Source organism: Vibrio orientalis CIP 102891 = ATCC 33934, assembly GCF_000176235.1.
Taxonomy (GTDB): domain Bacteria; phylum Pseudomonadota; class Gammaproteobacteria; order Enterobacterales; family Vibrionaceae; genus Vibrio; species Vibrio orientalis.
Genome location: NZ_ACZV01000004.1, coordinates 617,664 through 634,557 on the forward strand (window position 1 = coordinate 617,664; position 16,894 = coordinate 634,557).

Genomic DNA, 16,894 nt, shown 5'->3' on the forward strand with positions numbered 1-16,894 from the left:
CGAAGTGCGTCGGCATAGCGAGGATTCGCGAGTAAGTTCAATTGTGGCACACGCGCTGCGTGGTTAAGCTATTTTCATACCCATCATTGTGGATCTTTCATGGACAAGCCGTTATCTCTGTATTGCGTGTCGAATTGGTACGATTACGCACTGGTCGAAGCCGAGTCACCATACGCGGCTGTTCAAGCTCGATATGGCCGCGAATATCGACCATTGAAAAGTGACAGTGTCACGCAAGACTGTGTTGTTCATGCAATGTGCTGTGAATATCGCGGTTATGTTGAAACCATATTGGAGCGATTTCGTTTAGATATCGACCGTGTGCTGTGGCTGGATTGGTACGAGGATACGCTGAGGTTTCAATTGATTTCTAAGTCTGAACCAAACTGCTAGAATGTCTGTATAAATGCACAGTCATTCTAATAATGCAGTTTCGATACGTTAAGAGTCAGGTTGGTTGGTGAGATTAAAGCCGTTATAGAAAATGGTAATATGCTCGCTTATTCTGTCGGTGCGTTACCGTTGTTTGATTTGTTTTTGGGGAAACTGAAACCGGCGGAAACGCTCATCAACATTGCTGAGTATGATTGGGTGGAATTTTCTGAGGTGCTGACGTCTGTTAATACCATCGTCAAAGGGCGAATCAATGGTATTGCGGAGCCGTTAAGCTGGCAGACTCATGGAGAAGAAGGTGAATTTTGGAGGTGTGCATACCGTGCGACGTTATAGCTCCCTACTCTTTGCACTTCTAATCACAGCGAGTGCAAACGCGACCGTCTTTGAACAAGCCTTAGCCGATTATGGTGATAAGCTGATATCGCCATGAATTTCCAGTGATTGAATGGTTTCAACCTTCGATAAATAGAGCCAGAAAAACGTGCTGCTTTATCTGTTTTTGAATAACCGTGCGCATTTAAAGTGGCGATAGCCTTGGGTTAGTTGAATGACATTTAAAATTAAACGTTATAAACGCGCTATGCTTGTTATGTGTCCTTTTTCTCGTCTTCAGAGAGTAATTTCACTTCCTCTTGGATTACTCTTCGACACATCCATTGTAATTTAGCTAAAAGTCCACGTTCGATGTAATTCAGTCTACTTTTTCCGCCATGCACAATTTTGGACCTAACATCATATATTTTTTGGAAGTCATCTAATATTTCGTTTCGTTGCGTTTGGCTCACTCCTATCAAATATGCACAACGATTTCTTAATAATGCACCTAACCCTACTTGTTCTGACGAAGCTTTGTCACCCAGTAGAATCTCAATAACAATCGTTGTTTGAACAAAGGACAGCAGTTCATTTTTACCGCTATAGCTTTCAAATAACCACTGACAAGCCAAAAGCAACTTATGAGTTTTTGATAGGTTCCCACACGAAAAAACCGTTCCTATTTCCCTCAATCTTCGATTTACCCGTGAAGTCTTCTTTTCTTGAGTATCAAGTACTCCATCTAAGTCATGGATGACCAAGTCGTGAAACGTGTCAGAAATATCATAATCCAATTCATGCTTATCTAGTATTATCCAGTTATCATGCACAGCTTTATGAATGTAAAACTTTGCTTTTGTAGGGGTAGAACGATACGTTGGATTGATCTTAAAAAGTCTAAGGGCAATACCCAACCCGCAAAATGATTTTAATTTTTCTATTACTTGTGTATGCGTTTCTGCGGAACCATATTGCCCTACAAAACCGTTATTTTTTATTTGTAGAAAAGCGCCTGAATCATTCCAAGAATGTTCTGTAAATAACGAAAGCAAACCCAATCCACGATTCGAAATAGATTTGTCTCTTTCTTCAATTCCTGACATAGGTGGGTAAGTTGATGAGAAGTCTGCGTCTGACTTTCGAATAGTCATATTTTCAGATACTTCATATTCACCTATATTTTCGTGGAGCAACTTTGCCATATCACTATTCATTTCAATACTGAAAGTGTATTGCCATGGCAAACTGTCAAATTCATGAACTAGTCGAGTAGCGATCTCGACAACGTCTTGATAGCCCTCAATATCAGTAAGTTTTACTAATGGTAAAGTTGAGTCGTATACAATGTTTTCAGCTAATTCTCTAGAAAGGCTTTCATACACAAAATCAAATATTGGAATCTCGCCTATTGAGTCTTTTAATGTTTCTTTTATATCTCCTGAATGGGGCAAGATAGACTCTGCAGCTAATAAACCAATACAGGATGCACGCTCAATAAATATCTTGTTTTTAACTAGGACATTCCCTAGGTGTTCAGCAATAACCTCAATTAATCTTTCTTTACATCTTTGATGAATATTTAATGACATTCGATAACCTCTGAGTGGACACATGACGCCCAATGAAGGTGTGAACGATGCGACCACACAACTAAACTTGAACACCGTAAACACTAAACGTAACACACACCAAAAATGCCAAGCGTGGTTAAACACTCTTAAATGATTGTTATAAAATCATTACACCAGGCTTTGCATAGATCCTGGTTGTGCTGTGCTATGCACTTTCCCCGTAATTCGATCAAGCATAAGTAAAGGTATTACCTCTTCAAAAGTTGTTAAATAATACTCAATAAGGGAGCCTATATTATCGTATGATCCTGCTTTAATTTCATGCCAAACATCAGGAGTATAACGAACTAATATACTTAAACCATACAACAAGAAAAAATGCCTAACAACGACATCATTCACTTGCCCAAACATTGGAGACACAAACATTGAACCAGTAAAACTTGATTTATAATGCTCAATTTCAGACCACCATAGCTGGCCCTTTTCATGGGTTAAAGTGCCCGTATAAATAGCGCCTTCTGAGCTACATTCATTCGAAGTGACGCTGATGTTATTCAAGGGGATTTTGGTACTCAAAATAAGCTCTAAGTTAATTGGGTTGTCCAAATTTTCATATATGTCGACATATGTAAAACTACGCTTTGGAACATCCCAATTAAATAGGCCCAACTCCATATTTTGAGTGCGGATTTCTTCCTCATATCGACTATTTTCCGAAGAGTGTCCAATATGCAGACAACAAGAAGACTCTTGTATAAACGAATAAAGTACGGGCTCAAGTTCAGGAATGAATTGGAATAACTCCTTTATCGAAATACTTGGACTACTTTTCAAGTCAGAGTCGTCTTTTGCACGCTTGTCCGCAGACCACACTTTAGGAGCTAAGCCTAAGTGTTTAGCATACGAATAAAAATGTCCGCCCTTCAAACCATAGATACGATAATCTAGCGGATTTTCGATGCCCTTGAGCCAAATGGCTAAACCATGCCCCTGCTCCGTATGTTTTTGAACAGACGCCAAATCACTTTGATTAGAAGAACTAGAAACTTGTTCAGCAATTGTTAGTTGTAACAAAGCATAGTATCGAGATAGAACCCAAGAGTTTAGAGATGTTGGTTTTTCCTGCCAATATCCAAGAGCGGAATCAACCGCCGAAGCTAAGCCTACAGATTTTCGCGCAATTATTTCTTCTGTTAATGTGTGGCCAAGCCTGTTGCATTTATCTTTAATAAGGTTTTTACAAACTTCTACACTTGCTAATTGTTTCAACCTAAGCCAAACGAGCTTGTTTGGATCATTTGCTATAATTGGATTTCCCATAACTCCCCTTTGGTTTAATAACGTCCAATTAAGGTGTGTCGAAGCTTCAGTACTAAGCCTTAAACACAAATTCAACACATAGTAAAAATGCCAAGCGTTGTGAAATTACTCTCTTACGTACGTTGCTTAATAACAAACTGACGAGCAGTAATTTTGTCGAAAGACCTGATTCTTGCTAGGACCTTCTTAGTATTACCAATCGTGCTCTCACCACTCGCAATCATAGACATGAAATATAAAGTTCTTTGCCACAGCTTAAAGTGTGAAGTACTAACTTTAGAAACTACTGGCAACATAGCCTGAAATGCACCAAGATCAATTTTCACGTGATTCCGTATATGGTTACAAACTGATTCGGTTTCACACTCTTGTACAACGGTACTCAATGTATTGATAACCTTCCCATTAAACTCAGACTCAAAGTCGTAAAATTTAAACTTTTCAGGGTCACCTTTAAACGTTTTAAAGTCTGAGTTTAGTTCGATACATCGACTCAAAATCTGTTCGTTTCGTAGTAAGTCAACGATGAAAAATCTCAGGTAAGAACGTGAACGCCTTTCATTCTCTAAAATACTACGTTGATGCCTGTTGTGATCTATATAACTGAATATTAAGTATACAAAGAGAAGCTCTGCAACTACCCCAATAATCTCGGGGAACAAGCTACCGACTACAAAATCTTTGTAGAAAGTTTCATTATGGATCGATAAAGCTTCAAAAAAGAGGGCTATTGCCAAAGCTAATAGGCCAATTACTATTAGAACTCGTTTATCCTTTGCAAAAGCTATAATTTTGCTAATTTTAGTCAATTTTTGCTCCTAGAACATAACGCCAATTACGCGGTAATAAGTCCTTCTAATCGCAAGCATGCTAATCTATATGTCTTGCTAAAACCACATTAAGCTACTGAATAATTGAAAGATTTATGATTCACTTCAGAATTTTAAGTGCACTTTGTTTAATAGTGTGTGAGTGAGCATGAAAAAACCGCCCTTTTGAGCGTTTTCTTTTAGCGTCTGAGTTTGGTTTTCCTGCATTTTCGAGTCGTGGTGGCTTTCACAACTCGGCCACCTCTTAATGTGTAACCCCTTCTTGAGTTGGCCATTTTGTTTGCGGCCTTTGCACTTACAGCATCGTCTAGCCATAGCGCGCACAAAAACAGCACTAGAATTAGATCAGAACGACGTAAGGAAGTAGTTTAGAAGCAGAGGTATTGGTTGAACGGCACGACTAAAACTGCTGGAGCGAACACCATTTAGTTAGATGCTTTTATGTAGGAGAATGGAATAAGTTTGTGCGCTGTATCTTTTGGAATCTATATCCCAAATCCACTTTGGATTGTGGACTTGGGATATATTGAGTGACACTGTCACCTACTTCAGCACTTCTTTTACTGGTGCCAACTGCCAATCGTTATAGGCATATGATCTCGCGCCTGCCATGTATCTTAGATTCAGGTTTCGATTCTTCAATAGAATCTCCACGAATAGAGTGTTTTCGCTGCGGTTAATTGGCGTGAAGGCTAAGACCGAATCATGACAAGTACGGATGAATTCTAGTGGAGTTCCGTTCGCTAGAATGCTGACGTTTGCGCTATCCGTGAAATATTCATTTTGACCACACTCTACACCCGCCAAAGATAACTTAAGTTGCTTACCACTTAAGACACTCAATGTTGGTAGTGCGATTGATTCAGCCAATACAGCTTGAGTTTGAGCAGATACTGAGATTGGCGCAGCTAAAACTAAGGCAGCAAGTGCCAGTGTTTTGCACTTATTAGTAACCATGTCTATTCCTAACCCTGGATTATGAAAACGAATAATCAATAGGTTAGCACATCAATCCCACCATGTTCAGGTGACACTTCTTAGTTTTGAAGATTTTCTAATTACGACTTCGATAAACGATTCCGGTATCGCTCATTTTTGTTACGCCATAACCACGCAGAGTATTACACTGGCTGACAGTAAGTGCTCACACCGAAAACTTACAGGCATGTAATTAAATTACAAATCAACTTTCAGGGTTATTCTTGGTAGTGTTTTGTGCTTTTGTAAGTTATTGATAAGTGGTTATTTAGTGGTAGTGATTGGTTGTTTTGATCTGACTTTCAGTTTTATTACAAATGAATGTTTTACTGGTTTTGAGTGGCGTTAGGAAGGTAGCGGCTGTGACGCTACAGAACAGTGCGCTATTTTGTACTGTTATAGTGCGCGTTAAAATTTAGGCATAAAAAAAGAGCAGTACCCTGCTCTTTTTAATGTTTTGAGTTCAGTTATTGTTTTGCAGCTTCAGCTCTAATTTGCTCCGCAACAACTTTGATTGCTTGGGCTGTGCTCATGCCCTCTGCCATGAGCTGCTGGATGCGCTCTACGGCTTTCTGTTGTTCTTTGTGTGAGAGTGGCGGTAAATCGTCAAACATAAAAAAGGCTCCTAACTATTAGGAGCCGACTATATTACGAATTGTGCGATTAGGCTAGTATCACCTACCCCGTTGCTTAGTAACTGGTTAAGAAGTTAACGTAAGCACCCATTGAGTTTTCATTGGTGTAGCTTGCACCGATATCTAGTTGGAACAGATTTAACGGTGACAAACCAATACCTGCGGTAACGGTGTCATCTAAGTCATCATAGGCAAGGTTACGTTTCCAACCTGCGCGTAGTTTTAATTGACGCATAATGTCAATTTCACCACCAACACGAAGCATCTGGGTATTATCATCAAAATTAGTGTAGCGCTCTTCTTCATTAAGATCGTAATCAACACTAATTGTTGCGTAGTCTGCAACTAGGCCAACCCCCACTGTGTAGAGTGGACGCATTTGGTATGCGTAAGATACAGGATCAAACGTGCGGCTTTGTGAACCATCAATACTTGATGTAACGGTTGAGCCTGCAAGCTCAATAGTTTGTATATCACGTGAGATAAGGTTTGTTGCAGAGAACCCGACACGAAACGGTCCATGGAACCATAAGAAACCTGCGTCCATATTGAACATGGTTTCGCCTGTACCATTGTCACGTACATCTTTGATGTCGTAATTGTTTAGATTTGCTGAATAGACATAGGTATAAATTCGTTGGATCTTAGGTGTAATACCGAACGATATATGCTGTCCAAGGAAAGTTTGATACTTGGCGAGTGAGATACCAACTTCAGTTACCCCTACACCGACAGCGTTAACTGCGCTTAACTCTGCATTGATAGCTGGGTTTAGAGCTGGATCAATACCACTGTTCGCACCGTCATAAATATCGGTTTGTGCGAAAGATTCTGCGTAGGCTTTACCGAAAACGTTCGCTGCTATATAGCGGTTTGGGATAGCAAAAGCGACGACACCACCAAACTCAAGTTTAGCGATATCGCCATTTAGCGCATCTAAAGTACCTTCGAGTTCAGAAACATTCGAATAATCCCCACCGATCGCCTGATCAATTAGACCCGCAGCTTTATCGAGATCGTCAACCATCATATGCTCATCGCTATATGACAAACCGAAGCTTGGAGTGATCATGCCAACATCGTCGTTACGACGGTAAATTGCAGTCAGTGCTGGGTTGTAAAAAGGAGCGGTTAGAAAGTTTGCTGAAACAACGCCAACACCACCCATTGCATCGCCACGGGCTTCGATCGCATAGTTTGCCGCAGACGCGGATGACGCAGCAAACATGATAGACAGCGATAAGAGTTTTAATTTATTTTCCATATCGGTATAAACTTTTTCTATTCCATGTGTTTATATCGACATATTGTGAATTAACTTGAGCTATTCATCCACTGAAACATCATACGTTTTACTAATTATTTGTGATTGCTCTACAATAATTGGCCCTTGCCAGCGTTGATGTTTCATTGAAACGGCAAGAACGTACCGTCCAGGCTCAACGGGGATATTACCTAATGAGGTCGGATAGTCGGAATCGTAGCTCTCACCCCACACTTGGCTATAGGTACCATCGACATAATCGTATATTTCGGTATCTAGCTTAGGAAGTGGGCAATGCCGGTTTAAGAGTGCATTCTTTTCTATTTTCCACTGCGCTTTGGCGTTCCAGCGAACAGATACTTTCGCCTTAGGCTCTCCTAGTAACAACCACGAACTCCACGAGGTCTCATCCGTTGCGGTGATATCGACACGATAAAGGCCCATTTTTACACGGCTGTTCAAGTTGTAGCGCTTAATATATCGAGTGAACTTGCTTTCACCTTCATTCGACAATTGAGTGAGCGTCGTATCGGTAGATAGCACCTTTGACACCCAACGTGTTAAAGAGATTTCTTTGAGTTCTTTGCTCGCACCGACTTCAACGATTGCACGGTAAGAATCCCTACCCGGGCTTTGGATCTCAGTACGACGAATAACGACGCTGTTTATCCAGTCAGGGAGAGATTTGTTATCAAGCCCCTTGCCGCAGTCAACTTCAAGAGATTGTAGAAAAAGGTCGTTGAGGTGCGGGATAAGACTTTCATTTTTCTCAAGTTGCCACACTTCGACCAACGAGGTGAACATGCCCGGCAAATCGCCATCAAGCAGGTGCTTGTGCGCTTGAGTTAAAGGTGAGTTACTTTCAAACCACGGAATTTGTGCGGCTGAAAGAGGTGCACTCAATAATAGTGCACCAATTAATGTCGCTGTTCTAAACATTAAGCTTTCATTTTATAGCCAACGCCACGTAGCGTCTCGATCTCGAGGCCTGGTAACTTCTGACGTAGCTGTAGTACGTGTGTATCTACTGTACGTGTTGTTGGGAAGTGGTTGTAGCCCCAAACGTGATCAAGCAGCTCGTCACGTGTGAACACTCGACCTAAGTTACTCGCCAAGAATAGCAGTAGATCGAACTCAGTACGTGTTAGCGTGATCGCTTCGTCTTTGTATTGAACTTCGCGTGTCGCTTTATCAATAATTAAGTGTTCAGTGGTGACTTTGCTATCGTCAATAGCGTCTCCCTCTGGCGCACGAAGTTGCGCTCGAATACGTGCAAACAGTTCCGCCTCAGCGAAAGGTTTGGTTAGGTAATCGTTCGCACCTGCGTCTAAGCCCATGACTTTGTCTTTTACGGTAACTAAAGCCGTTAAAAGAATGACAGGCACCTCTTTGATATTCTTCCATTCAGGTAAGTGCGTTACTGAATCACCATCTGGTAGTTGGCGGTCAAGAATCACTAAGTCTGCCTTGTCCCAGTACTGAGCGACATCAGCGATGGTTTCTGAGTGGAAGCATTCGTATCCCGCTTGCTCCAAACTCACTAGAAGTCCATCAGCTAAGTTTTTGTCGTCTTCAACAAGAAGCAGTGTCTGTTTCACAGGGTATCTCCAAAATAAACGTTGTCGGTGGACCAACTAAAGACATTTTACCGCCCATTCGTCCGACCATTGATTCAACGATGGTTAAGCCTAAACCAAGGCCGCTTTTACTTACAAAAGGTTTTCTGAGCTGACGCCAATCTTTTGAAGACAGCTCACCTTGGTCAATCACCTTAACCGTAATCTTTTGCTTAGAAGTGGTGACATCTAGCACCACAGGCGCAACGCCGTACTTAACAGCATTGCGAATTAAATTGTCTATACACGTGCCTAACCAATATACATTAAGTTTGGCCGCAATATCTTCATTGATAACGAATTCGATATTGTTATTGAATTCTTCTTCAATCTTAAATTCAAGCCACTCTTTCACTGATGGAACCCAATCAGTTGCTAGCGGCTTATTGTCTGATTGTAAGTAGTCTTTACTCGCTTCCGCCAACTGCCTTAAACGTCTGGAGTCTTCACATAATCGGCGAAACTCATCATAAACCGTTTCCGGTAGCTGCTCAAACTCTCGCCTAAACCCTTCTACAGTTAACGATAAGCTGGCAATTGGCGTGCGAAGCTCATGCGTAAGAATCTGTAAGATGAGCATTCGACTTTTCATCTCTTGTCGCTTGGTATTCCAGCGGTATACCGACCAACCTAGCACCAGAAAAATGTTGGCAATAACAAGCGCCACCATACTCATGCGTAATAGATCTGAATGATCTTTGGCATCCCAACAGAGATTGCCTCTGCGCACGAAACAGCTGCTCGACTCTTGACGAAGGGTAAACGACAACCCTGCCGTTTCAACATTTCGTTTCCAGATGTGCTCTGGGAAAATCAGATAATTATCACTTTGTCTCAGCCAGAGCTCATCGCGTTCAATAAACATGCTCGAACCTGAAATGAGAGCAATAATAGCGTCTTCATTCATGCGTTGTAAGCGGCCTAGCAATGTCGAGTCAGGCGCTAGAGAACGTTCTTTAATATGCATGTATTGTTGAAGTTCATCCTTTCTATCTGGATAAACATCAACATAGCGACTCGCATACGTACCACCGCCCGGGTGTATTAATGCACTACGGGTGAACCACTTGTTCGTTAACCTATTACCCTTACACATTGCGCGTGTATATACCAGCGGTTCTGTAATTAGCGGGCTTAGGGGTAATTTACCAGTACAGTTTTTGGCAAGTTGGTAAAGCCTCTGGATATCTTTTAATGGATACGCAGAAGTCTGAGGCAACATAGACTCAGGTGTCAGTAGGCGTGTCGGGTAATCTGTTTGTAGACTGCGAATATCATACGAGGCAGTCGCTTTCTCTTGATCAAAAAGATCGACGAACTGGTCAATACGTTCTGGTAATGACTCTGAATACGCGTGACCACTTAGTAGTATCAACGAGATTGACAGTGTTTTTATCGTCGTTTTAATCAATGCAAAAATTCAATAAATCAGTGAGTTAGATTTAGAGTAAAACATTATCGCAAAAAGATAAAACTGAAATGTGATATCAATGTCAGAAATAATACGGATAAATGAAAAGAAGCCAGCGAATAAAGCTGGCTTCTTAGTTAGGAAGGTGACGTTAGAGCGCTTTAGAAATCGCGTCTACGCTCTCTTTCGCATCGCCGAATAGCATTTGCGTGTTCTCTTTAAAGAACAGCGGGTTTTGAACACCAGCATAGCCCGTGTTCATAGAACGCTTAAAGACGATAACGTTTTTCGCATTCCAAACTTCAAGTACTGGCATGCCAGCGATTGGGCTGTTTGGATCTTCAAGTGCTGCTGGGTTTACTGTGTCGTTTGCACCGATAACCAGAACAGTATCTGTTTCGCCAAAGTCATCATTGATTTCGTCCATCTCTAGTACGATATCGTAAGGTACTTTTGCTTCTGCAAGTAGTACGTTCATGTGACCAGGAAGACGACCAGCAACTGGGTGGATACCAAAGCGAACGTCAATACCCTGCGCGCGTAGCTTCTCAGTAATCTCATGTACTGGATACTGAGCTTGTGCTACTGCCATACCGTACCCCGGAGTGATGATGACTGATTTTGAGCCTTTAAGCATGTCAGCAACGTCTTCTGCGAAAGTTTCGCGGTGCTCACCCTGCTCTACATCATCAGAAATGATTACTTCTTGGCCGAAGCCACCTGCGATTACACTAACGAACGAGCGGTTCATTGCCTTACACATGATGTAAGACAGAATCGCACCGGAAGAACCAACTAGTGCACCTGTAACAATCAATAGGTCGTTTGCCAACATGAAACCTGCTGCCGCTGCTGCCCAACCAGAGTATGAGTTAAGCATCGAAACAACTACCGGCATATCCGCGCCACCGATTGAAGCAACCAAGTGGTAGCCAAATGCAAATGCGATAAGTGTCATGACGATAAGAGCAAACATGCTACCGTCAGCTTTGACGAAGTAGATCATAAGTAGCGTAGAAACTACGATTGCCGCTAGGTTCAATTTGTGTTTATGAGGAAGGTTTAATGGTGACGATGAGATCACGCCACGTAACTTACCAAATGCGACAATAGAGCCTGTAAATGTTACAGCACCGATGAATACACCTAGGAAGACTTCAACCAAGTGAATAACGTGTGCTGCATGCGCTTCTTGAGGGTTCAAAGAGGCAATCACTGGCGCGTCAAGGTAGCTGTTGTAACCAACCAGTACCGCTGCCATACCAACAAAGCTGTGTAGAATTGCCACAAGCTCTGGCATTTCAGTCATTTCAACTTTCTTAGCGTAATGGATACCGATACCACCACCAATAACCATAGCAATGATGATCCAAACAAGGCCTTCTGAGTCTGGGCCAAAGATCGTTGCGATCAGCGCGATAGTCATACCAGCTATGCCGTAGTAGTTACCCGATCTTGCTGATTCTTGCTTAGACAATCCTGCCAAGCTCAATATGAAGAATAATGCAGCAACAATATAAGCTGCTTGTACTAATCCTGCAGACATTCCCTGTACTCCTTAGTCTTTACGGAACATTTCAAGCATACGCTTGGTCACGGTGAAACCACCGAAAATGTTGATACTTGCTATAAGTACGGCGATGAAAGATAAGAATGAGACGACCCCATTCCCTTGTCCGATTTGCAGTAGTGCACCTACTACGATGATGCCTGAGATAGCGTTCGTTACCGACATTAGTGGCGTATGCAGCGCATGTGTTACGTTCCAAACCACGTAGTAACCTACTACACAAGCAAGTACAAACACGGTGAAGTGCGATAAAAACGCAGCTGGTGCTACAGATGCTACCCAACCGAAAGCGCTTAAACCGATGGCAAGTGCTGCTAGCTTCTTAACTGGAGAAACAGGCTCTTGAACTTTTGGTTCAGGCTTAACAGGTTGCGCTGCTGGTTTTTGCTCTGGCTGAGCGGATACTTGGATTGGCGGTGCAGGCCAAGTCACTTCACCCTCTTTCACTACTGTTACGCCACGTAGAACGACGTCTTCAAAGTCGATGTTAATGTTGCCATCTTTTTCTTTGGTCAGGAGTTTTAGTAGGTTAACAATGTTGGTTGCGTAAAGCTGAGAGGATTGAGTCGGTAAGCGACCAACCATATCCGTATAGCCAACGATCTTAACACCATTTGCCGTCGTGATAACTTGGTCAGCGACCGTGTATTCACAGTTACCGCCGTTTGCAGCAGCAAGGTCAACAATCACGCTGCCCGCTTTCATGCTGTCTACCATCTCTTTGGTGATCAGCTTAGGAGCAGGTCTACCTGGAATAAGCGCTGTAGTGATGATGATATCAACGTCTTCGGCTTGCTGAGCGTAAAGTTCAGCCGCTTTCTTGTTGAATTCATCAGACATCTCTTTTGCGTAGCCATCGCCAGAACCTGAATCTTCTTTGAAGTCTACTTCTAAGAATTCAGCGCCCATTGATTGAACTTGCTCTTTTACTTCTGGGCGTACGTCGAATGCGCGAACGATAGCACCTAAGCTTCCCGCCGCACCGATAGCGGCTAAGCCTGCAACACCTGCACCAGCGACAAGTACTTTTGCTGGTGGCACTTTACCTGCAGCGGTAATTTGACCTGTAAAGAATCGGCCAAACTCATGAGCTGCTTCTACGACTGCGCGGTAACCAGCAATGTTTGCCATCGACGATAGCGCATCTAGAGCCTGAGCACGCGAAATACGCGGTACAGCATCCATTGCCATTACGTTAATGTTTTTGCTAGAAAGCTGCTCCATTAACTCTGGATTTTGGGCTGGCCAGATGAAGCTGATAAGACTGGCACCTTCTTTAAGCAGGGCAATTTCATTGCTCTCTTCAGAATACAGAGGTGCATTCACTTTTAAGATGAGATCTGATTGCCAGACTTCTTCAGTCGTAACAATCTTTGCCCCTGACGCTTCAAATGCTGAATTGTCGAAACTCGCTAGTTCCCCAGCGCCTGTTTCAACGACAACGTCGAAGCCTAGTTTTAATAACTGCTCTACCGATTTTGGCGACGCAGCCACTCGCGTTTCTCCGGCGAGTATTTCTTTTGGCACACCAATTTGCATTAGCTATTCCTTGACTATTCGCAACAATGATTGTTCTGTTTTTATCCAACGGTTAGAGATACTTCAAGCATTTTGTAAGAAAAACACAAAATATCATTACATATAACTATTGGTAATGAGTCTGCATGCTGTTTAATTAGTTTTTCAACAACGAATTACATAAGTTGTAAGAGGTCTAACCAGAAGCAATAATTCATCATAAAAACAAAGAATTACGTTCATTACATAAACAAAAGAGCCATCAGCATAACGACTAATGGCTCATAAATTTATGATGTTTATCAAATTGGTATGGATCTATTGAAAAATGTTGTCACCCATTTGGTCGACAAACATTTGCGCTTTTTTGAGCATAAACTCATTCGCGTCGTTTTCACTTGGAAGTACGTCTGAACGAATAAAGCGATGTGTCTTGGTTTCATCATCAAATTGCTTGGTAATTCGCCCTGCAATTCGATACTGCCCACCTTCCGATAGTGCTTCTTGATAGATGAGATAGCCTTTGTATTCTACTGGCTCTACTTCAACCTTAGGTTGCTCTTTTGCTCCGCCGAACAAACGTGAAAACAGTCCCACTAATGACTCCTTGGTTTATCATTCTTTTTGTAAAATTGGTCTTTCGAACCACTCTAGTTCAATGTCATCGTCGAATTTCTGTTTACTAAAGATAACTGGGATATCATCTTTTCGATCTTTACGACGATCATCAATAATCATACTTTTAGCGGCTATTACTGCGCTTTCTGCGTATTCTTTTAGGGTAACAAGTCGCTCTTCAGGAAGCGCCGATAGAAAGTCGATATCGTGTCTAATGTAAACAGGTCTAAGTTGACTTAACGCAAGGCAAGCAAGGTCTGCCAACTGTTCATGATCAAAGTTTTCAACAAACTCAGGCGTTGCTAATACCTGCCCCACCAAAGTCTCCATATAATTATGTACATCAACACTTATTTGCATGTGCCCTAGCTCCTTCTAAGATGACGCGCTACTTTACAGTATGGATGAAATGTTCATTTGATACTAAATGTTGCGCACACTATCATCAACTTTTGTCCGCAATTTATCCATGCCCGCACTTTTCATAGATAAGTTTAGTAAAAAGCTTGGAAATTCATCAAATAAAAGTATTCTTAACAAGCGTTCAATCAATAATTCATTCGTTTAGGCTAGGTTTCATGTCGTTTTCTATCGTCACAACTAATTGGTTCCGTATTGCGTTGCCTCTTTTGCTGTTGACGTTTATTGCTTTTGGCATGAATAACGTGATTTTGTTGACTCAATCTAACCTAGGTATCGTATCGAAACTTCCTTTCATCTTGTTTGCGATTACCATCGTATTAGCTAACGCATTTAAACAAAGTCGTATCGCCATGGTTGCGTGCGCCTTGATGCTGTCATACTGGGTCATTCAAGCTAGGTTACAGACTCCACTCTCTTCGGGTACAACGATATTGGAGCTGTCATTGCTTGCTGCTCTGTTACCAATTGCACTACTGTTTGTCTTTACCTTCCGAGATTCAACGCTGTTTTCCCGCTCATTTGGCATCTATTTAGCTACACTGTCACTTTTTCTGTTTTGGTGCTATCTGATACTCAGCTATTTTTATGATGGTGGCTTTGACAATATCGATGAAACCTTCTTGTTTGTCTTACCTGAAGTGTCAAAATTACCGTTCATCCTTGTGGTTTACTCACTTGCCATGGTGCTGTTATTCGCTATCTGCGTATTGAGTAAAAATCGTATCATTGATGTTGTTATCTATTCCACCACTCTATTGGCATCAACAACGTTTGTCTTTTTCCATATTGCCCACATTTCCAGCACCATGTTCTCATTGGCTGGTGTTTTGCTATTGGTTTACTTACTGTCCGCTAGTTATGAGCTTGCTTTTACTGATTCTTTGACCGAAATTCCGGGACGTCTTGCCCTTGAGTCTGATCTTAAGCACTTAGGTCGTCGCTATACGATCGCGATGTTGGATATAGACCATTTCAAATCGTTTAATGACACGTACGGACACGATACGGGTGATGAGGTTCTTAAGCTTGTCGCATCTAAAATGCTTCTCGTTGGCGGTCGTGCAAAGGTTTATCGCTACGGCGGCGAAGAGTTCACAGTGCTGTTTAAAGGCAAGTATGCCGATGAAGCGCAAGATCACTTAGAGTTGCTACGTACATCGATAGAAAACTACGATATGGTATTACGAAACCAAGACGCCCGCCCTAAAGATGACAAGCAAGGGTGTAAAAAGCGGGGTGTTAAAAAAGCAAGTGACACAGTAAATGTCACTATTAGTATTGGCGTGGCGGATAGTAGCGAGACGTCGAAGGTGGCTGAAGTCATGAAATCTGCAGATAATGCTCTCTACAAAGCGAAGAAAGCGGGTCGTAATCGAGTTTGTATTATTTAATCAATTTGGTTAAAGAATAAAACGATGCTACCCCCTTTTAGATTGCTGCCATAGTTAATATTCAGTCCAATACCTACATTGTCGATGAAATCAGATTCAAATGGTGGAGTCATAAGCCACCCTACCGAGCCTTCGTAATAATAAGGCGTCCCTAGAGGAGTACTGGTGTCTCCGCCTATGTCGATGCGTCTAAAGCTACTGTAGACCGATTGTACAGAGCGCCCCAGCTTACTCACGTTATAGTAGGCTTCGATACCATTGGCCATATACCAACCTTCAGGACTTCCCACATCACCGTAATTGGCTTCACCCCATCCTTTGCCGTGGAAGTAATGGTATGAAGACGTGACATTCCAACTTCCCCAGTTTGTCGGTTTATTATACTTAAGCTCAGCATGAGGTTCGATAGAAGCCGCCCAGGCGTCAGTGTTGAAAATAACCTTGTCTAATGCTGGTTTGACGTACTCATTTGAAAAGTCACTCCGGTATTCGTGATTATTGTTAAAATACTGCAAGTGCATACCGATACCCGGAGTGAGTACCCAATGCTCTGATAGCTGGTAACGAAATCGATAAGCAGTAAATGCACCAAGTACAATCTCATGTTGGAAGTCTTGTGCGTCAGAGGGTCTAATCTCGAAGTCCTGGCGCGAGCCAAGTATGGAGAACCGTGTGAAGATCTGATGCTTGTTAACAGCATCTTCATCACTGAGATCTATTGTAAATGGGAGTGTGGATACCGCGATTTGTTGGCGTAATTGGACGGACTCTTGTGAGCCGATATCTTCATTATCGAGATTAAACCAATCATTAGGGTCAAAGTCGTGTACCCCAACGGTAAACACATCACTGTCTGTCAGAACAATTGCTGCGGAAAAAGCTTGTTCTAAATAATCTTGGAAGTGAGGGTTGCCTTTAGCTAAAGCAATGGGTGAAAAGCACGCTAACGACAAGCCTAGGTATCGGCAAGATTTAAACGTTACCATCTAATCAATAATCCAAATTCATTCGCAATTAGAGTAAGTTACTTGAAAA

17 protein-coding genes are annotated in these 16,894 nt (G+C 42.1%); 3 read left to right on the top strand and 14 right to left on the bottom strand.

Annotation, left to right across the window (positions count from 1 at the left end):
* Positions 1–99 precede the first annotated feature (99 nt).
* Positions 100–393 (top strand): hypothetical protein, encoded by a 294-nt coding sequence (locus VIA_RS06260; protein ID WP_004411780.1) that lies wholly within the window; start codon positions 100–102, stop codon positions 391–393.
* Between the two features lie 99 nt (positions 394–492).
* A complete protein-coding gene (locus tag VIA_RS06265) occupies positions 493–729 on the top strand; it encodes a hypothetical protein (protein ID WP_235801281.1) in 237 nt (78 codons plus the stop codon).
* Positions 730–983: 254 nt separating this feature from the next.
* Here VIA_RS06265 and VIA_RS06270 read toward each other — a convergent pair whose 3' ends face one another.
* From VIA_RS06270 to VIA_RS06330, 13 genes are all read right to left on the bottom strand, one after another.
* Positions 984–2,300 carry a HEPN domain-containing protein gene (locus tag VIA_RS06270; protein WP_004411783.1) on the bottom strand — a complete coding sequence of 439 codons (1,317 nt, stop codon included), beginning with the start codon at positions 2,298–2,300 and terminating at the stop codon, positions 984–986.
* 150 nt (positions 2,301–2,450) lie between these two features.
* Positions 2,451–3,605, bottom strand: a complete 1,155-nt coding sequence (locus VIA_RS06275) for a YaaC family protein (RefSeq protein ID WP_004416567.1) — start codon at positions 3,603–3,605, stop codon at positions 2,451–2,453.
* A gap of 113 nt (positions 3,606–3,718) precedes the next feature.
* The gene (locus tag VIA_RS06280; protein WP_004411785.1) at positions 3,719–4,414 is read right to left on the bottom strand and encodes a hypothetical protein; all 696 of its coding nucleotides are present in this window, start codon (positions 4,412–4,414) and stop codon (positions 3,719–3,721) included.
* A 564-nt stretch (positions 4,415–4,978) separates the two neighbouring features.
* Complete coding sequence (locus VIA_RS06290) at positions 4,979–5,392, bottom strand: hypothetical protein (RefSeq protein WP_004411786.1); 414 nt, start codon at positions 5,390–5,392, stop codon at positions 4,979–4,981.
* A 488-nt stretch (positions 5,393–5,880) separates the two neighbouring features.
* Entirely contained in the window at positions 5,881–6,027 is a 147-nt protein-coding gene (locus tag VIA_RS21645) for a YoaH family protein (RefSeq protein WP_004411787.1), read from the bottom strand.
* A gap of 76 nt (positions 6,028–6,103) precedes the next feature.
* Positions 6,104–7,312, bottom strand: a complete 1,209-nt coding sequence (locus VIA_RS06295; protein ID WP_004411788.1) for a conjugal transfer protein TraF — start codon at positions 7,310–7,312, stop codon at positions 6,104–6,106.
* A 60-nt stretch (positions 7,313–7,372) separates the two neighbouring features.
* Positions 7,373–8,251 (bottom strand): DUF2861 family protein, encoded by an 879-nt coding sequence (locus VIA_RS06300; protein WP_004411790.1) that lies wholly within the window; start codon positions 8,249–8,251, stop codon positions 7,373–7,375.
* On the bottom strand, positions 8,251–8,910 hold the full coding sequence (gene vxrB / locus VIA_RS06305) for a response regulator transcription factor VxrB (protein ID WP_004411791.1): 660 nt from the start codon (positions 8,908–8,910) through the stop codon (positions 8,251–8,253). The genes VIA_RS06300 and vxrB overlap by 1 nt, the downstream gene beginning before the upstream one ends.
* The gene (gene vxrA, locus VIA_RS06310) at positions 8,885–10,348 is read right to left on the bottom strand and encodes a sensor histidine kinase VxrA (protein ID WP_412774847.1); all 1,464 of its coding nucleotides are present in this window, start codon (positions 10,346–10,348) and stop codon (positions 8,885–8,887) included. The genes vxrB and vxrA overlap by 26 nt, the downstream gene beginning before the upstream one ends.
* 142 nt (positions 10,349–10,490) lie before the next feature.
* Complete coding sequence (pntB, locus tag VIA_RS06315) at positions 10,491–11,885, bottom strand: Re/Si-specific NAD(P)(+) transhydrogenase subunit beta (protein WP_004411793.1); 1,395 nt, start codon at positions 11,883–11,885, stop codon at positions 10,491–10,493.
* Between the two features lie 12 nt (positions 11,886–11,897).
* Entirely contained in the window at positions 11,898–13,448 is a 1,551-nt protein-coding gene (gene pntA, locus VIA_RS06320) for a Re/Si-specific NAD(P)(+) transhydrogenase subunit alpha (protein ID WP_004411795.1), read from the bottom strand.
* A gap of 297 nt (positions 13,449–13,745) precedes the next feature.
* Positions 13,746–14,024 carry an HlyU family transcriptional regulator gene (locus tag VIA_RS06325; RefSeq protein WP_004411797.1) on the bottom strand — a complete coding sequence of 93 codons (279 nt, stop codon included), beginning with the start codon at positions 14,022–14,024 and terminating at the stop codon, positions 13,746–13,748.
* An 18-nt stretch (positions 14,025–14,042) separates the two neighbouring features.
* Complete coding sequence (locus VIA_RS06330) at positions 14,043–14,405, bottom strand: late competence development ComFB family protein (RefSeq protein WP_004416561.1); 363 nt, start codon at positions 14,403–14,405, stop codon at positions 14,043–14,045.
* Between the two features lie 218 nt (positions 14,406–14,623).
* Here VIA_RS06330 and VIA_RS06335 point away from each other — a divergent pair, with 218 nt between their 5' ends.
* The gene (locus VIA_RS06335) at positions 14,624–15,859 is read left to right on the top strand and encodes a GGDEF domain-containing protein (protein WP_004411799.1); all 1,236 of its coding nucleotides are present in this window, start codon (positions 14,624–14,626) and stop codon (positions 15,857–15,859) included.
* On the opposite strand, the gene VIA_RS06340 is transcribed toward VIA_RS06335, so the two are convergent.
* The gene (locus VIA_RS06340) at positions 15,856–16,845 is read right to left on the bottom strand and encodes a Solitary outer membrane autotransporter beta-barrel domain (protein WP_004411801.1); all 990 of its coding nucleotides are present in this window, start codon (positions 16,843–16,845) and stop codon (positions 15,856–15,858) included. The two genes, VIA_RS06335 and VIA_RS06340, sit on opposite strands and share 4 nt — an antisense overlap.
* Between the last annotated feature and the right edge of the window lie 49 nt (positions 16,846–16,894).

Excerpts from the sequence above, each read along its gene's own strand:
- VIA_RS21645 (WP_004411787.1), bottom strand. The coding sequence starts at position 6,027 with ATGTTTGACGATTTACCGCCACTCTCACACAAAGAACAACAGAAAGCC.
- VIA_RS06300 (WP_004411790.1), bottom strand. The coding sequence starts at position 8,251 with ATGTTTAGAACAGCGACATTAATTGGTGCACTATTATTGAGTGCACCT.
- VIA_RS06265 (WP_235801281.1), top strand. The coding sequence starts at position 493 with ATGCTCGCTTATTCTGTCGGTGCGTTACCGTTGTTTGATTTGTTTTTG.
- VIA_RS06340 (WP_004411801.1), bottom strand. The coding sequence starts at position 16,845 with ATGGTAACGTTTAAATCTTGCCGATACCTAGGCTTGTCGTTAGCGTGC.
- VIA_RS06260 (WP_004411780.1), top strand. The coding sequence starts at position 100 with ATGGACAAGCCGTTATCTCTGTATTGCGTGTCGAATTGGTACGATTAC.
- VIA_RS06295 (WP_004411788.1), bottom strand. The coding sequence starts at position 7,312 with ATGGAAAATAAATTAAAACTCTTATCGCTGTCTATCATGTTTGCTGCG.
- VIA_RS06330 (WP_004416561.1), bottom strand. The coding sequence starts at position 14,405 with ATGCAAATAAGTGTTGATGTACATAATTATATGGAGACTTTGGTGGGG.
- VIA_RS06290 (WP_004411786.1), bottom strand. The coding sequence starts at position 5,392 with ATGGTTACTAATAAGTGCAAAACACTGGCACTTGCTGCCTTAGTTTTA.
- pntB (WP_004411793.1), bottom strand. The coding sequence starts at position 11,885 with ATGTCTGCAGGATTAGTACAAGCAGCTTATATTGTTGCTGCATTATTC.
- VIA_RS06275 (WP_004416567.1), bottom strand. The coding sequence starts at position 3,605 with ATGGGAAATCCAATTATAGCAAATGATCCAAACAAGCTCGTTTGGCTT.
- VIA_RS06270 (WP_004411783.1), bottom strand. The coding sequence starts at position 2,300 with ATGTCATTAAATATTCATCAAAGATGTAAAGAAAGATTAATTGAGGTT.
- pntA (WP_004411795.1), bottom strand. The coding sequence starts at position 13,448 with ATGCAAATTGGTGTGCCAAAAGAAATACTCGCCGGAGAAACGCGAGTG.
- VIA_RS06335 (WP_004411799.1), top strand. The coding sequence starts at position 14,624 with ATGTCGTTTTCTATCGTCACAACTAATTGGTTCCGTATTGCGTTGCCT.